This is a genomic window from Pseudomonas sp. AC252, from assembly GCF_979258105.1.
Genome location: NZ_OZ409837.1, coordinates 3813680 through 3829260 on the forward strand (window position 1 = coordinate 3813680; position 15581 = coordinate 3829260).

The following is a 15581-nucleotide window of genomic DNA, read 5'->3' on the forward strand; positions in this document are numbered from 1 at the left end:
ACCGTGTCGATCAAAGCCATCCTCACCGACATTGAAGGCACCACCAGCGCGGTGAGCTTCGTCTTCGACGTGTTGTTTCCATACGCCGCCAAACACTTGCCTGATTTCGTGCGCGAGAATGCATTCCGGGCTGACGTAGCGGAACAACTCGACGCCGTGCGCCGCGACAGCTTCGAGCCGCAGGCCGATGTCGAGCGGGTTGTTGAAATCCTCTTGAGCTGGATCGCCGAAGACCGCAAAGCCACGCCGCTGAAGGCGTTGCAAGGCATGGTCTGGGCGCAGGGCTATCAGGCAGGGCAGTTGAAAGGACATGTTTATCCGGATGCCGTTGAAGCGCTGCAACGTTGGCATGCGGCAGGTTATCAACTGTTTGTTTACTCGTCCGGCTCGATCCAGGCGCAGAAACTGATTTTCGGTTGCTCGGAAGCCGGGGATCTGACGCCGCTGTTCAGCGGCTATTTCGACACCACATCAGGGCCGAAGCGCGAGGCACAGTCCTACCGCAACATTCAGCAGGCGGTCGGTGTTGGAGCCGATGAAATCCTGTTCCTGTCAGACATCGTCGAAGAGCTCGACGCTGCCCAGTCGGCCGACATGAAGACTTGTGGCCTGGCGCGTGAAGGCGGGGAGTTGGCAGGGCACGTGACGGTTGACAGCTTTACTGGAATCGAACCGGAAGCGTTCTGACCCTACAGTGGACATGTAGGAGGGAGCCTGCTCGCGAAAGCGGTGTGTCAGTGAAGTAATTTGTATCTGACAACACCGCATTCGCGAGCAGGCTCGCTCCCACAGTGATACGTGGCAGACATAAACAAACAGGCCGTGGAACGCATGCTCCACGGCCTGTTTTTGTTTGAGCAAATTACAGCGAGTGATAGGTCGGCAGAGCAAAACGCTGCTGGCTCTGCAGCATTGCAATTTGCGGCAGCTCGCTGGCTTGTTCGGCCAGGTCACGGCGGATCGCGCTGATCGCCCAGGACAGTTGGTCACCGGCGTGCAATTGCTGATACGAGAGTGCGCGTTTGAACACTTTGCCGTCGCTGCTACGCAGAGTGAGCAGGATGCCACCGTCAGGACGTGGGGCAGTGCTGACTTCGTAGTTGGAGAACAGCGATGTAAATTTTTCTTGAATCAGGCTCATGTCATCAGCTCCGTATGTACTTGAATGGCAAGCATGCGGAGGTAGTTGCAGCGTTTGTGCCAGTATTGATGCGAATTAAATCCCTTTAAAATCAGGCAGTTGCAATCGTTGCATTTTGCAGGCGTCGTGCAAACTGCATGAATGGCCATCGTGCATCCTGCATTTTGCGTGATTTTTTCCTGACAACGGAACCAAACGCCCGTACCAGAATCAGCGCTCGGCACGGCGGCGCGACGGGATACAAATCATTGCAAAAACCGCGTGTACAGCCCCGCGAGCGCTGACGTACTTTCCCTCTCGACCTCCGACATCAACCCGGCGGTCGCAGCCATTACCCGATAACAAGAATAGCGATCCACGCGTCAGGGTCGAACGGGGAGCTTTCATGCGTCATGCACCAAGCGACACGATTACCTGGGGCATGATGCTCCGCAAACTGCCGATGATTGCCAAAGCCATCCCGCGGGTGGTGAAAGGCATGAAGGTAGCCAATGTCACGGATCCGACCCAGACGTGTGGCCTCGGCTGGACCTTCGAGCAAGCGACGCTGCGCAATCCGGACGGTGTGGCGTTGCTGCAGGGCGACGTGGCGTTGACTTACACGCAGGTCAACCAATGGGCCAATCGCATCGCGCATTATTTGAGCGAGCAAGGCATCGGCAAGGGCGATGTGGTCGCGGTGTTCATCGAGAACCGTGCGGAATTGCTCGTAACAATCCTGGCGCTGGCCAAGCTCGGCGCGGTCAGTGCGCTGCTCAACACCTCGCTGATGCGCGACACGCTTATCCACAGCATCAATCTGGTTGCGCCTGTGGCCATCGTGGTCGGCGAAGAGTTGACTGCCGCTTATGCCGGCGTGCGTGATCAGGTTTCCATCGCTGCACCGCGGACATGGTTCGTCGCTGATCAGGACACTTACAGCCATCCGGGCATCGCGCCCGAGGGTTACGTGAATCTGATCAGCGCCAGTGCTGACGCCAGCAGCGATAACCCGCCGAGCAGCGCGCAAATCTTCTTCGACGATCCGTGTTTCTACATCTACACCTCGGGTACCACTGGCCTGCCCAAGGCCGGGGTCTTCAAGCATGGGCGCTGGATGCGCAGCTCGGCGAGCTTCGGCATGATCGCCCTCGATATGTGTCCGGATGATGTTGTTTACTGCACCTTGCCGCTGTATCACGCCACAGGTCTGTGCGTGTGCTGGGGATCGGCAATCAATGGCGCCTCGGGTTTCGCCATCCGCCGCAAGTTCAGCGCCAGCCAGTTCTGGAGTGATGTGCGCCGATATCGCGCGACCACCATCGGCTATGTCGGTGAATTATGCCGCTATCTGGTCGAGCAACCAGCGAGCGCCGATGACAGTCGCCACAATGTCAGCAAGATGATCGGCAATGGTTTGCGACCCGGCGCCTGGGCCGAGTTCAAGACGCGTTTTGCCGTCGAGCACATTTGTGAGCTGTACGCGGCGAGCGACGGCAACATCGGTTTCACCAACATCCTCAATTTCGATAACACCGTCGGCTTTTCGCTGATGGCCTGGGAGTTGGTTGCCTACGATCACGACAGTGGCGAGCCGCTGCGTGGCGAGGATGGTTTCATGCGCAAGGTCGGCAAGGGCGAACAGGGTCTGCTGCTGGCGCGGATCGACGACAAGGCGCCGCTTGACGGTTACACCGATCCGCAGAAAACCGCCCGCGTCGTACTGCACGATGTGTTCAACAAGGGGGATCGCTTTTTCAACACCGGCGACCTGCTGCGCAACATCGGTTTCGGCCATGCGCAATTTATCGATCGCCTCGGCGACACTTACCGCTGGAAGGGCGAAAACGTGTCGACCACCGAAGTCGAGAACCTGTTGCTGCAGCACCCGCTGATTTCTGAAGCCGTGGCCTACGGCGTTGAAATCCCCAACACCAACGGTCGTGCAGGCATGGCCGCGATCACTCCCGCCGAATCCTTGGCCACGCTGGATTTCGCCGAACTGCTGAGTTTCGCCCGGCAACGCATGCCGGCCTATGCCGTGCCGTTGTTCCTGCGGGTGAAAGTGAAAATGGAAACCACCGGGACCTTCAAATACCAGAAGACCCGCTTGAAAACGGAAGGCTTTGACCCCGGGCTCACGGGCGATGACCCGATCTTCGCCTGGCTGCCGGGCAGCGAAACCTATGTGCATGTCAGTGAGCAAATCCTCGCTGAAATTCAACAGGGCAAACATCGATATTGAGTGTGGCTATCGGGGCGCTCGGAAAAAACCGAGTGACAGCTACCGTCGCGCTCGGGAAACTGTCGGCTTTCCGATAGACCGAAATGGAGTGCCCCATGTCCGACCAAAGCCGCCAGATGACCCCTGAAGAAGCTGCCGAATTCACCGAGCAGGTTTTCAACAAGGCGCGCGACGGTGATGCCGAGATGCTCGATCGCCTGGTCACCGCCGGGCTGCCGGTGAACCTGAAAAACAGCAAGGGCGACACCTTGTTGATGCTCGCCAGCTACTACGGCCATGTTGATGCGGTGAAGGTTCTGCTTAAACACAAAGCCGATCCGGAAATGCGCAACGGTAACGGCCAGAGCCCGATTGCCGGCGCTGCGTTCAAGGGCGATCTGGCGGTGGTCAAAGCGCTGGTCGAGGCGGGCGCCGAAATTGAAGGTTCTTCCTTCGACGGCCGTACCGCGTTGATGATGGCGGCAATGTTCAACCGCGTTGAAATCGTCGATTACCTGGTCGGCCAGGGCGCAGATCCGAAGGCCAAGGACGCCAATGGTGTGACCGCGCTGGATGCGGCGCGGACCATGGGCGCAGTCGATACCACCGCTCAGCTGGAAAAATTGCTGGCGTAAAGTCCACGGACTGTGGCGAAGGGCAGAATGCGCTATCCTTCGCGCCCTGAAAATTCACCTCCGCCACAGGATCCGCCCTCATGAAAGCCGCACTCGTCGAACTCATCAGCAAAATCAGCTCCGGCTGCATGGGTGAGGATGAGATTCTGAAAGTGGCTGACGAAGCCGCTCAGGCCTACGCCGATGCCGATGCTTTTCTGGCAGCCAATCCGGACATCAACTACGACGACACTTTCCCGATTCCGCTGGGTGAGTGGGTAGTGGTCGGCAGCCTGCCGGAAACTGTGCTGTTCCAGGCCGATACCTACGTCGATCTGTTCGCACAAATCGTTGCCTCGTTTGGCCCGGGGGTGGATTTCAATCTCAAGCCCAAGCAACTGGCCAAGACTGAAGCGCTGACCGCACTCAACCGCATTCAGGTGCAGATGAGCAGCCTGAACAAGGAAAACGGCGGTTACACGTTGATGAACTTCAGCCAGTTGCTCGACGATGAACTGCAAATGGTCCTGGTCTACGGCAACGACGTGCCGCGGGTGCTGAAGTTGTGCGCCGAGATCGGCATCGCCGCGGCGCCGGCACTGGAAGCCTTGAAGGTCGCCGTTCACGTCTGAACGCAATAAAAGGGAACCCTGCGCGCGACCGTCTATCCTAAAAGTGCATGCCACTATTCTGGAGCGACACCATGGGTTCCACGTTCAACGGTCTGATTGGCCTGATTATCCTTGCCCTCGACATCTGGGCCATCATCAACGTGCTGAAAAGCGGCACCTCAACCGGGATGAAAATCGTCTGGGTGTTGCTGATCATCCTCCTGCCTGTGCTGGGCCTGATCATCTGGGCGATTGCCGGGCCACGGGGCAACGTCCGGATCTGAGCTGATTTTCGATCACACTGTTATCCCTGTGGGAGCGAGCCTGCTCGCGAAGATGTTGTGTCAGTCGCCATCACCGGCAACTGATGCTGCGCTTTCGCGAGCAGGCTTGCTCCCACATTGGTTTGCGCTGGTAAAAAATATGTTGAGGTTCGACCTGTCATCTTCGGCAACGTAGAATGCGCGCCTTTCCCGGGCTATCGTCCCCACGATGGCGCCCGCGCATTTATCGGAGCACTTGACCATGACCGTCACCAAGACCAGTGAGTACCTGGAAACCCTCTACGAAGGCTACGGCCAGCGCTTTCGCATGGAAAAACTGCTGCACGAAGTGCGCACCGAACACCAGCATCTGGTGATCTTCCAGAACCCGCGCATGGGCCGGGTCATGGCGTTGGACGGCGTGATCCAGACCACCGAAGCCGACGAATTCATCTACCACGAAATGCTCACCCACGTGCCGATCCTCGCCCATGGCACTGCCAAGCGCGTGCTGATCATCGGCGGCGGTGACGGCGGCATGCTGCGCGAAGTGACCAAGCACGCCGGCGTCGAGCACATCACCATGGTTGAAATCGACGGCACCGTGGTCGACATGTGCAAGGAATTCCTGCCGAACCATTCCGCCGGTGCCTACGACGATCCGCGCCTGAACTTGGTGATTGATGACGGCATGCGTTTCGTCGCCACCACCACTGAAAAATTCGACGTGATCATCTCCGACTCCACCGACCCGATCGGCCCGGGTGAAGTGCTGTTCTCGGAGAACTTCTACCAGGCTTGCCACCGTTGCCTGAACGACGGCGGCATTCTCGTTACCCAGAACGGCACGCCGTTCATGCAGATCGACGAAGTCAAAACCACCGCCGGTCGTCTGCGCAGCCTGTTCCCGGACTGGCACTTCTACCAGGCCGCTGTGCCGACCTACATCGGCGGTTCGATGACCTTCGCTTGGGGCTCGACCAACCCGGCCTACCGCAAGCTCAGTCGCGAAACCCTGCAACAGCGCTTCATCGGCAGCGGCATCGTCACCCGCTACTACAACCCGGAAATCCACATTGGCGCATTCGCTTTGCCGCAATACGTGCTGCAAGCGGTCAACAAGCCGAGCAACGACTGAGACTTCCCCGCAAGACCCCTGTAGGAGTGAGCCTGCTCGCGATAGCTTTTTCCCAGTCGATGCATCTGTGACTGGCAGACCGCAATCGCGAGCAGGCTCACTCCTACAGTTTCATGATCGCCGGTTGTAATCCTTTTGAACCAACTATCGCGGAAAAAAGTCGAGATAGAGGTAAGCCCATTTACGGGTTGATCGAGGAGGCACTGATGCAAAAGTGGAAAGTCACTTTCGTGGATGATCACGGCGAAATTGTTGATGAAGTCTTCGAACGTGAGGAATGCCCGTCCGATGATGAAGCCGCACGGCTGATCAAGGAGCGGCTTCTTCCGGTCGCTGCCCAGCTGGATCTGAACGATCTGGAAGGGCGCACCGCCGATGCCGGGGTGAAAAACCTCAAGACCCAGAACGGCATCGAAATCCGCAGCATCACACCCATCTGAACACTTCCTGTCATCTCGAAAACCAGGCCTTGGCAGCGGCGCTCTCTTGGGGCTACTCTGCAAGCGAGATCAGCGAATGGATCGCTAAGGTCTGGTCTTGTCAGCTACATGCTTGTTTCCCGCGCGCAACCACGTTGCCGTAGTACTTAGGCCAAAAGGCCCGGGGCGGGAATACGGAAAGTCTATCCATCAATCGAGGGGGACGATTCATGAGCACAGCCTATCAAGAAGACATCAGCAGCAACGTTCTGCGCCGCATGAAAGAAGGCGGTTTCGATTTTTCCCGGTTCCATCCCATCGAGTTCCACGCGATTTTCCCGGACGAGGAGCGGGCGCGCAGGGCAGCAGGCAAATTTCGCGGTGAATCCATCAATGCCCAGGTCAGTGCGCGCGACGACGGCGCCTGGTCGCTGGAATTGAGCAAAGTGATGTACGCAACCTATGACGACATCGGCGATTTCGAGCAAGGCTTTTCTGCCGTGGTCGAACCGCTGGGCGGCATTATCGAGGGTTGGGGCGTGAAGCAGGAGGTGCGCAATCGTTACCGCCTGAATTGATATTGAGCATTTTGTATCGGGCAACGGCTGACCTTCGGGTCGGCCGTTGTCGTTTCTGGCTTCTGCACATCGCAGTGGCAAAACCCTGAAACAAGAATCCCGGGCAAAAAAAGCCACCGGAGAGGGTGGCTAAAAGGGAAGACGGGTACGCGATAAAGTCCTGTCGGGACGGGGCTGCCAAGGCAGTTCAGATCAGTTGAGCTGTCTACTTCGCGGCGGCGTGCCGGGGAAGTTCTGCAGCGAATGCGCGGATTATCCGCAGTCGCGACCGCGCAGTGAAATCAACTCTGACTATGCTGGTGATAGGCGATGCAGTGCGTCGCAATGAAGCGGGGGCAATCGGGCCGGGGCATTTGCCGCACAGGAATGGTGCGCGGTCTGCGGCATAGATCTACAACCGATTGAATTAAAAGCGTTTATGCCGATGGCACGGGCCTTGCGAAGGCCTGTATGTCCGGAGTGACAAGGAGTACGGCATGATCCGCACCTATTTTGATGAAATGTACGATGCCGGCGGCCTGGTCCGCCCGCATTACCGGGAATTTGCCCGCTGGCTGGCCGAGACGCCCGACGAGTTGCTCGCGCAGCGCCGCCGCGAGGCCGATCTGCTGTTCCACCGTGCCGGGATCACCTTTACGCTCTATGGCGACGAGCAGGGCACCGAGCGCCTGATTCCGTTCGATACCATTCCCCGCAGCATCCCCGCCAGTGAATGGCGGATTGTCGAGCGCGGCTGTATTCAGCGGGTCAAGGCGTTGAACATGTTTCTCGCCGACCTCTATCACGAGCAGCGCATCATCAAGGCCGGGATCATTCCCGCCGAACAGGTGCTGGCCAACGAGCAATACCAGTTGGCGATGCAGGGCCTGGATCTGCACCGCGACATCTACTCGCACATCTCCGGCGTCGATCTGGTGCGCGACGGCGATGGCACTTATTACGTCCTCGAGGACAACCTGCGCACACCCAGCGGCGTCAGCTACATGCTCGAAGACCGCAAGATGATGATGCGCCTGTTCCCCGAACTGTTCGCCGCCCAGCGTATTGCCCCGATCGATCACTACCCCAACCTGCTGCTCGACACCCTGAAAAGCTCCAGCCCGATCGACAATCCCAGCGTAGTGGTGCTGACGCCGGGACGCTTCAACAGCGCGTTCTTCGAACATGCCTTTCTGGCGCGGGAAATGGGCGTGGAACTGGTCGAAGGTGCGGATCTGTTCGTGCGCGACGACAAGGTATTCATGCGCACCACCGATGGCCCGAAAGCGGTGGACGTGATCTATCGCCGCCTCGACGATGCCTTCCTCGATCCGCTGGCATTCAACCCGGACTCGATGCTCGGCGTGCCGGGGCTGCTGTCGTCCTATCGTTCCGGCAACGTGGTACTGGCCAACGCCATCGGCACCGGCGTGGCGGACGATAAATCGGTGTATCCGTTTGTCACCGACATGATCCGTTTCTACCTCGACGAAGAGCCGATTCTGAAAAACGTGCCGACCTGGCAATGCCGCAACCCCTCCGAGCTGTCCCACGTATTGGCCAATCTTCCCGATCTGGTGGTCAAGGAAACACAGGGCTCCGGCGGTTACGGGATGCTGGTCGGGCCGGCCGCGACGACGGCGGAAATCGATGCCTTTCGTGAGCGCATCAAAGCCAAACCCCATGCCTACATCGCGCAACCGACGCTATCGCTGTCAACTTGTCCGACCTTTGTCGAAAACGGCATCGCGCCACGCCATATCGACCTGCGTCCGTTCGTGCTTTCCGGGCGCGAAACCCGGGTGGTGCCTGGCGGTTTGACCCGGGTCGCGTTGCGTGAAGGCTCCCTGGTGGTGAATTCCTCCCAGGGCGGCGGCACCAAGGACACCTGGGTAGTCGAGGATTGAAGGAAGCGTGCCATGTTAAGTAGAACTGCCTCGGATCTGTACTGGATGTCGCGTTACCTGGAGCGTGCGGAGAATCTCGCGCGCATGCTCGACATCAGTTATTCGCTGTCGCTGATGCCGCAGGACGGGCGCGGCGACGGGCTGCACGAACTCGCCATGCCGTTGCTCATTACCGGCACCCTTGATGATTACCTTGAACGCCACGGTGATCTGCACGCCGAGCGTCTGCTGCATTTCTTTGCGTTGGACGCGGCCAACCCGGCGAGCATTTACAGCTGCCTCGGCTCGGCGCGAGCCAGTGCCCATGCCGTGCGCGGGCGAATCACCGCCGACATGTGGGAAAACATCAACGCCACCTGGCTGGAAATTCGCGGCATCGCCGAACAGGGTCTGAGCCGCTACGGCATGAGCCGTTTCTGCGAATGGATCAAGGAGCGTTCGCACCTGTTCCGTGGCGCGTCCTACGGCACGATCATGCGCAACGACGCGTTTCGTTTTATCCGTCTGGGCACGTTCATCGAACGCGCGGACAACACGCTGCGCCTGCTTGATGCCCGCTACGAAATGGCCGGCGATCAGGCCGAAGCGGTGAGCGATGGCACCGCGCATGCCTATTACCAGTGGAGTGCGCTGCTGCGCGCCTTGTCTTCGTTCGAGGCCTACACGGAAATCTATCGCGACGCGCCCGGCGCCCGGCATGTGGCCGAACTGCTGCTGTTGCGCGCCGATGTGCCGCGTTCGCTGCGTGCCTGTACCGAAGAGATCGACCAGATCCTCGCGCAACTGCCCGGCGCCAACGGCCGACCGGCACAACGCCTGGCGGCGGAAATGGACGCGCGCCTGCGCTACACCGGCATCAACGAAATCCTCGAAGAAGGCCTGCACGCCTGGCTGACCGAATTCATCCCGCTGGTGCGCCAGTTGGGCAACGCTATTCACAGTTCCTACCTGGAGGCTGCATGAGACTTTCCATAAGCCACGAGACCACCTATCACTATGAAGATCAGGTGCGCGCGAGCATCCAGTACCTGCGCCTGACGCCCCACGACAGCGAGCGCCAGCATGTCCTCAGTTGGCAACTCGACCTGCCGCGCCCGGTGCGTGCGCAGCTCGATCCGTTCGGCAATATCCTGCATGTGCTGACCATGGACGAGCCGCACGAAGCGATCATCATTGGCGCCCGTGGTCAGGTCGATATCGATGAACTGCGCGAAGCTGAACATGAAAGTCAGTCGGCGCTGCCGTTCCTGCGCTTCACGCGCCTGACCGAAGCCGATGAGGCCTTGCGCGAGTTTGCCGGGAAGAACTGCAAGCAACGGCGTGATCGCACCGCGCTGATCGACTTGATGCACGGTCTGAATCAGCACATGACCTACACGCCCGGCTCGACCGAGGTAGACACCAGCGCCGCCGAAGCTTTCGCCGGGCGCTCCGGCGTCTGTCAGGACCATACGCATGCTTTTCTTGCCTGCGCGCGCAGCCTTGGCGTGCCGTCGCGTTACGTGTCGGGTTATCTGTACAGCGAAGATTGCGAGCATCTGGCCAGTCATGCCTGGGCAGAAGCGTGGCTGGACGACGCGTGGTACAGCTTCGACGTGACCAACCAACTGGCGCGCCCGGAGCGACATCTGAAGCTGGCGGTGGGTCTGGATTATCTCGATGCCTGCCCGGTACGCGGCATGCGCCGGGGCGGCGGCTGCGAGCAGATGCATGCGAAGGTGTTCGTCTCGCCGACGCCCGTTATTTCCGTGCAGCAACAATAGATTCGGGATACCGCTATCGCTGGCAAGCCAGCTCCCACAGGATGACCGCTGATTCGAACTCTGCGCACACCCTGTGGGAGCTGGCTTGCCAGCGAAGAGGCCAGTAATAACACCCTAAGGCTTACGGCTTAACTTTGCGGCCGGCCATGTGCTTGAGATAGCCCACAAGCATTTCAAGGTCTCCATCCGGCAACACCTGCGCCGAAAACCCGGGCATCTTCGCCTGCGGCCATTGGCGCAAACTCTGCGGATCGCGGATGTAACGCTTCAAGAAATCCGCCCCAAAATACTCGGTCGGGCTATACGGAATATTCAGATCCGGCCCGAACTGCGCATCGCCAGCACCATTCAATCGATGACAGGCCAGGCAGTTCTTCTGAAACAGGGCAAAACCCTTGTTCACCGGATCATCGGCCTTCAAGACGGGATCGGGCAGCAGGGCAGGGAAGCGTTGGGCCACTGGCGCCAGCAACTTGATGCTGGCGACCTCGAACGGCCACTGTTCGGGGCTGATATTGCCGGCCTGCGGATCGGTCCAGACCAGATAGAACGGCCCGGCGCTGTGCTTGCCGGCAGACAGCGGCGGCCACGGCCGCGCCGGGTCCTCGATTGCCAGCCATGCGCGTGCGCCGTCCTTGTTCAACAAGGGCGCAGCGGCCAACTCTGCGGCAAAGCCATCCAGCGCCACCGCCTGCAAGTGATCCTCCCGCTTGACCCCCGTCAGCAGTGCGGCCAGCGGCACGGCTTGATAGGTCATGTCCTTCTTGTAGGAAACATCATTGTTGATCGTGAGAATTTGCAGCTGAGGATGCTTGAGCAGCTCTTCGGTCTGCCAGGTGCGGCTGTTTGCGCCCAACTGCAGATCCAGTTGTGCGGCGGACAAGGGCAAGCTCAGCAGCAAGGCACCGAGCGCAATGAGCGTTTTCAAATGATCGCCGTCCATGTCGTTGAAGTGCGCAAAGGTTGGCACAACCACGCTGGCCCGGGTAGCGGGCCAGTCACATTTTAGGTGGCGATGTACAGCACGCGACGTTTGAATCAGCCGATGACCTTGGTCAGATTCGGCAAGATCAACAACAGCGTCGTGGCAAAAAGAATGAGTCCCGCTTGACGTACTTTCGGTTGTTTGAACATGGCTTGACCGCCTTTATTGTTATTTCCTGATGCATGCCTGACTGCATATCCATGACGGCACGCGTTGCACTTCCTGTTGAAGAACGCCCGTCTCGGCAAAACCCGACGACGATGGCGTACATGTTCACCTTAGGGCCCACGTCAGTCTTGGCTTAGATCCATTTCATATGGAGAGCTTGAGAAAAGCTTTAAAAAAAGCATGAGGCGTATTGCCAGCTTCTTTGCCGCCCGCTGGCTAGACAACTCGACGACCTGAACCGGTTCACCTCATGCCGGATGACCGTCCGTCTGAGCGTGTGCGTCAAGCGCTTTGAGCAATGTGGTCATTGCTTGCCAGTCGGCGCAGGGCGAAAGTGAAGTGACAATAAATCAGGTTCGAGGACGTCATGACTGAAGCGTTGATTTTCGATGCGTTGCGCACCCCGCGTGGCAAAGGCAAGGCCGATGGCGCGCTGCACAGCGTGAAGCCGGTCAACCTGGTGGCGGGTTTGCTGAGTGCTTTACAGGTGCGCACGGCGCTGGATACCAGTCAGGTCGATGATGTGGTTCTCGGCTGCGTCACGCCGATCGGCGATCAAGGTTCCGACATCGCCAAGACGGCGGTGCAAGTAGCCGATTGGGATGTCAGCGTCGCCGGCGTACAGATCAACCGTTTCTGCGCTTCGGGTCTGGAAGCCGTGAATCTTGGCGCTATGAAAGTGCGCTCAGGCTTCGAGGATCTGGTGGTGGTTGGCGGCGTCGAATCGATGTCGAGGGTGCCGATGGGTAGCGATGGCGGCGCCTGGGCGCTGGACCCGCAGACCAACCTGCACAGCCACTTCACCCCGCAAGGCGTCGGCGCCGACCTGATCGCCACCCTCGAAGGCTTCAGTCGCCAGGATGTCGATGCCTACGCGCTGTCCTCGCAGCAAAAAGCCGCACGAGCGCGGGCCGACGGCTCGTTCAACAAGTCGCTGGTGCCGGTGCAGGATCAGAACGGCATCATCCTGCTTGATCACGATGAGTTCATCCGCGCCGAATCGACTCTCGAAGGCTTGGGCAAACTTAAACCGAGCTTCGAAATGATCGGCCAGATGGGCTTCGACGCCACGGCGTTGCGGGTTTACAGCCACGTCGAGCGTATCAACCATGTGCACACGCCGGGCAACAGTTCCGGCATTGTCGACGGTGCGGCGCTGATGCTCATCGGCTCCGAAGCCAAGGGGCGCGCGCTGGGCCTGCAGCCACGGGCGCGCATCGTCGCCACGGCCGTCACCAGTACCGACCCGACCATCATGCTCACCGGCCCGGCGCCGGCGACCCGCAAAGCGCTGGCCAAGGCCGGACTGCGTGTTGAGGACATCGATTTGTTCGAGGTCAACGAAGCGTTCGCCTCGGTGGTATTGAAGTTCATCAAGGACATGGCGGTTGACCCGGACAAGGTCAACGTCAACGGCGGCTCGATCGCCATGGGTCACCCGCTGGGCGCCACCGGTTGCGCGATACTCGGCACCCTGCTTGATGAACTGGAGGCGCGGCATCTGCGCTACGGCCTGGCGACGCTGTGTGTCGGCGGCGGCATGGGCATCGCCACCATCATCGAACGCCTCTGAGCCCCGACTTCAAGGAATCTTGTTATGAGCGAAGCCATTCGTTACGAAAAAGGCCAGGACGGCGTCGTCGTGCTGACCATGGACATGCCGGGCCAGAGCGCCAACACCATGAACGCCGTGTATCGCGAGGCGATGGCCGCTTGCGTTGCCCGTTTGCTGGCGGAGAAAGACAGCATCGCCGGAGTCATCATCACTTCGGCGAAGAAAACCTTCTTTGCCGGCGGCGACCTCAATGAGCTGATCAAGGTCGGCAAGCCCGAAGCCAAAGCCTTCTACGACATGGTGCTGACCCTCAAGGCGCAATTGCGCAGCCTGGAAACCCTCGGTAAACCGGTGGTCGCGGCGATCAACGGCGCTGCGCTGGGTGGCGGCTGGGAAATCTGTCTGGCCTGTCACCACCGCATTGCTGTTGATGACGCCTCGGTGCAACTCGGTCTTCCGGAAGTGACCCTGGGCCTGCTGCCGGGCGGCGGCGGGGTGGTGCGCATGGTGCGCATGCTCGGCCTCGAAAAAGCCCTGCCGTACTTGCTTGAAGGCAAGAAGGTGCGCCCGCAACAGGCGTTGCAGGCCGGGCTGATCGATGAGTTGGCAGCGGATCCAGACGAATTGTTGGCCAAGGCGCGCGCGTGGATTATGGCCAATCCGGCGGCAGTGCAACGCTGGGACGTCAAGGGGTACCAGATTCCTGGCGGCACGCCATCCAACCCGAAAGTGGCGCAGATGCTGGCGATCGCGCCATCGATCCTGCGCGCGAAAACCCAAGGCACGTTGCCAGCGCCAGAGAAGATTCTATGCGCGGCGGTGGAGGGCGCTCAGGTCGATTTCGACACCGCGCACCTGATCGAAACCCGCTACTTCACCGAGCTGACGACCGGGCAGATCTCGAAAAATCTGATCGGTACGTTCTGGTTTCAACTGAACGAGATCAACGCCGGCGGTTCCAGGCCGCAAGGTTTTGCACCCTATAAAACCCGCAAAGTCGGTGTGCTCGGCGCCGGAATGATGGGCGCAGGCATCGCGTTTGTCAGCGCCTCGGCCGGTATCGACGTCGTGCTCAAGGACATCAACCTTGCCGCTGCCGAGAAGGGCAAAGCGCATTCCGCAGCGCTGCTTGATAAGAAAGTTGCCCGTGGCCAAATGACTGCCGAACAGCGCGAAGCGGTGCTGGCGCGGATCGTTGCGAGCGAAAGCGATGCCGATCTGGCCGGTTGCGATCTGATCATCGAAGCGGTGTTCGAAGATCGCCAACTCAAAGCCGGGGTGTCCGCCGCCGCGCAACAGGTCGTGGGCGGCGAAGCGGTCATTGCTTCCAATACGTCGACGCTGCCGATCACCGGTCTGGCGACGGCGGTGCCCGATCAAAGCAAATTCATCGGCCTGCATTTCTTCAGTCCGGTAGAAAAAATGCCGCTGGTGGAAATCATCAAAGGTGCGCAGACCAGCGCCGAAACCCTCGCTCGCGGTTTCGATTTCGTTCTGCAAATCAAGAAAACTCCGATCGTGGTTAACGACAGTCGCGGCTTCTTTACCTCGCGGGTGTTCGGCACGTTTACCAACGAAGGCATTGCCATGCTTGGCGAAGGCGTCAGTGCGCCGATGATCGAAACCGAAGCGCGCAAGGCCGGAATGCCGGTCGGGCCTCTGGCAATCTCCGACGAAGTTTCCCTCAGTCTGATGAGCCATATCCGTCAGCAGACGGCCAAGGACTTACAAGCAGAGGGGAAACTGCTGATTGAGCACCCGGCCTCTGCTGTGATTGACTTGATGCTCAGTGAATTCAAACGACCGGGCAAAGCTGCCGGGGGCGGTTTTTATGAGTATCCAGCCGGTGCCCAGAAGCATTTATGGCCGGAGCTGAAAACGCGCTTCGAGAAGGCCGACGGACAGATCTCTGCGAAGGATGTGCGTGATCGGCTGTTGTTTGTCCAGGCCATCGAGACCGTGCGTTGCGTGGAGGAGGGCGTGCTGACCTCGACGGCGGACGCCAACGTCGGCTCGATCTTCGGCATCGGTTTCGCCGCGTGGACCGGCGGTGCGCTGCAGTTCATCAACCAGTATGGCCTGAAGGACTTCATCGCCCGCGCGCAGTATCTGGCCGAGCAGTACGGCGAGCGTTTTACCCCGCCAGCGCTGCTGCTGGACAAAGCGGCGAAAGGTGAAATGTTCTAGGGCGAGCGAGCATTTCGGGGCTTGCCTTGGCCACGTGTTTCAAGGCAGGCTCTGGGGTGTTCATTATTCC

15 protein-coding genes are annotated in these 15581 nt (G+C 59.5%); 13 read left to right on the forward strand and 2 right to left on the reverse strand.

All coding sequences use genetic code 11. From position 1 onward, the window contains the following. Window positions 1-3 precede the first annotated feature (3 nt). Entirely contained in the window at window positions 4-687 is a 684-nt protein-coding gene (gene mtnC / locus ACZZZ4_RS17440; protein ID WP_463548309.1) for an acireductone synthase, read from the forward strand. 175 nt (window positions 688-862) lie between these two features. Here mtnC and ACZZZ4_RS17445 read toward each other — a convergent pair whose 3' ends face one another. After that, window positions 863-1141 (reverse strand): DUF3509 domain-containing protein, encoded by a 279-nt coding sequence (locus ACZZZ4_RS17445; protein ID WP_016773780.1) that lies wholly within the window; start codon window positions 1139-1141, stop codon window positions 863-865. A 385-nt stretch (window positions 1142-1526) separates the two neighbouring features. On the opposite strand from ACZZZ4_RS17445, the gene ACZZZ4_RS17450 reads away from it, so the two are divergent. From ACZZZ4_RS17450 to ACZZZ4_RS17495, 10 genes are all read left to right on the forward strand, one after another. Then, a complete protein-coding gene (locus ACZZZ4_RS17450) occupies window positions 1527-3365 on the forward strand; it encodes a long-chain-acyl-CoA synthetase (RefSeq protein WP_463548310.1) in 1839 nt (612 codons plus the stop codon). 95 nt (window positions 3366-3460) lie between these two features. Next, complete coding sequence (locus ACZZZ4_RS17455; RefSeq protein WP_463548311.1) at window positions 3461-3979, forward strand: ankyrin repeat domain-containing protein; 519 nt, start codon at window positions 3461-3463, stop codon at window positions 3977-3979. Between the two features lie 80 nt (window positions 3980-4059). After that, window positions 4060-4590 (forward strand): hypothetical protein, encoded by a 531-nt coding sequence (locus tag ACZZZ4_RS17460; protein WP_415763202.1) that lies wholly within the window; start codon window positions 4060-4062, stop codon window positions 4588-4590. 71 nt (window positions 4591-4661) lie between these two features. Next, window positions 4662-4853 carry a PLDc N-terminal domain-containing protein gene (locus ACZZZ4_RS17465; protein ID WP_039763840.1) on the forward strand — a complete coding sequence of 64 codons (192 nt, stop codon included), beginning with the start codon at window positions 4662-4664 and terminating at the stop codon, window positions 4851-4853. A 241-nt stretch (window positions 4854-5094) separates the two neighbouring features. Then, on the forward strand, window positions 5095-5970 hold the full coding sequence (speE, locus tag ACZZZ4_RS17470; RefSeq protein ID WP_039763843.1) for a polyamine aminopropyltransferase: 876 nt from the start codon (window positions 5095-5097) through the stop codon (window positions 5968-5970). A 206-nt stretch (window positions 5971-6176) separates the two neighbouring features. Then, window positions 6177-6410, forward strand: coding sequence for a hypothetical protein (locus ACZZZ4_RS17475; protein WP_039763846.1), 234 nt, complete (start codon window positions 6177-6179; stop codon window positions 6408-6410). 209 nt (window positions 6411-6619) lie between these two features. Next, the gene (locus tag ACZZZ4_RS17480) at window positions 6620-6967 is read left to right on the forward strand and encodes a ribonuclease E inhibitor RraB (protein WP_463548312.1); all 348 of its coding nucleotides are present in this window, start codon (window positions 6620-6622) and stop codon (window positions 6965-6967) included. A 476-nt stretch (window positions 6968-7443) separates the two neighbouring features. Continuing rightward, window positions 7444-8853, forward strand: coding sequence for a circularly permuted type 2 ATP-grasp protein (locus ACZZZ4_RS17485; RefSeq protein ID WP_039763848.1), 1410 nt, complete (start codon window positions 7444-7446; stop codon window positions 8851-8853). A 12-nt stretch (window positions 8854-8865) separates the two neighbouring features. Continuing rightward, the gene (locus ACZZZ4_RS17490; protein ID WP_039763849.1) at window positions 8866-9816 is read left to right on the forward strand and encodes an alpha-E domain-containing protein; all 951 of its coding nucleotides are present in this window, start codon (window positions 8866-8868) and stop codon (window positions 9814-9816) included. After that, entirely contained in the window at window positions 9813-10616 is an 804-nt protein-coding gene (locus tag ACZZZ4_RS17495) for a transglutaminase family protein (RefSeq protein WP_039763851.1), read from the forward strand. The genes ACZZZ4_RS17490 and ACZZZ4_RS17495 overlap by 4 nt, the downstream gene beginning before the upstream one ends. Window positions 10617-10737: 121 nt before the next feature. On the opposite strand, the gene ACZZZ4_RS17500 is transcribed toward ACZZZ4_RS17495, so the two are convergent. Further along, complete coding sequence (locus tag ACZZZ4_RS17500; protein ID WP_463549285.1) at window positions 10738-11559, reverse strand: c-type cytochrome; 822 nt, start codon at window positions 11557-11559, stop codon at window positions 10738-10740. A gap of 577 nt (window positions 11560-12136) precedes the next feature. On the opposite strand from ACZZZ4_RS17500, the gene ACZZZ4_RS17505 reads away from it, so the two are divergent. Both ACZZZ4_RS17505 and ACZZZ4_RS17510 read left to right on the forward strand, forming a co-directional pair. After that, window positions 12137-13342, forward strand: coding sequence for an acetyl-CoA C-acetyltransferase (locus tag ACZZZ4_RS17505; RefSeq protein WP_463548313.1), 1206 nt, complete (start codon window positions 12137-12139; stop codon window positions 13340-13342). Window positions 13343-13366: 24 nt separating this feature from the next. Then, window positions 13367-15511 (forward strand): 3-hydroxyacyl-CoA dehydrogenase NAD-binding domain-containing protein, encoded by a 2145-nt coding sequence (locus tag ACZZZ4_RS17510; RefSeq protein ID WP_463548314.1) that lies wholly within the window; start codon window positions 13367-13369, stop codon window positions 15509-15511. The last annotated feature ends 70 nt before the right edge of the window (window positions 15512-15581 follow it).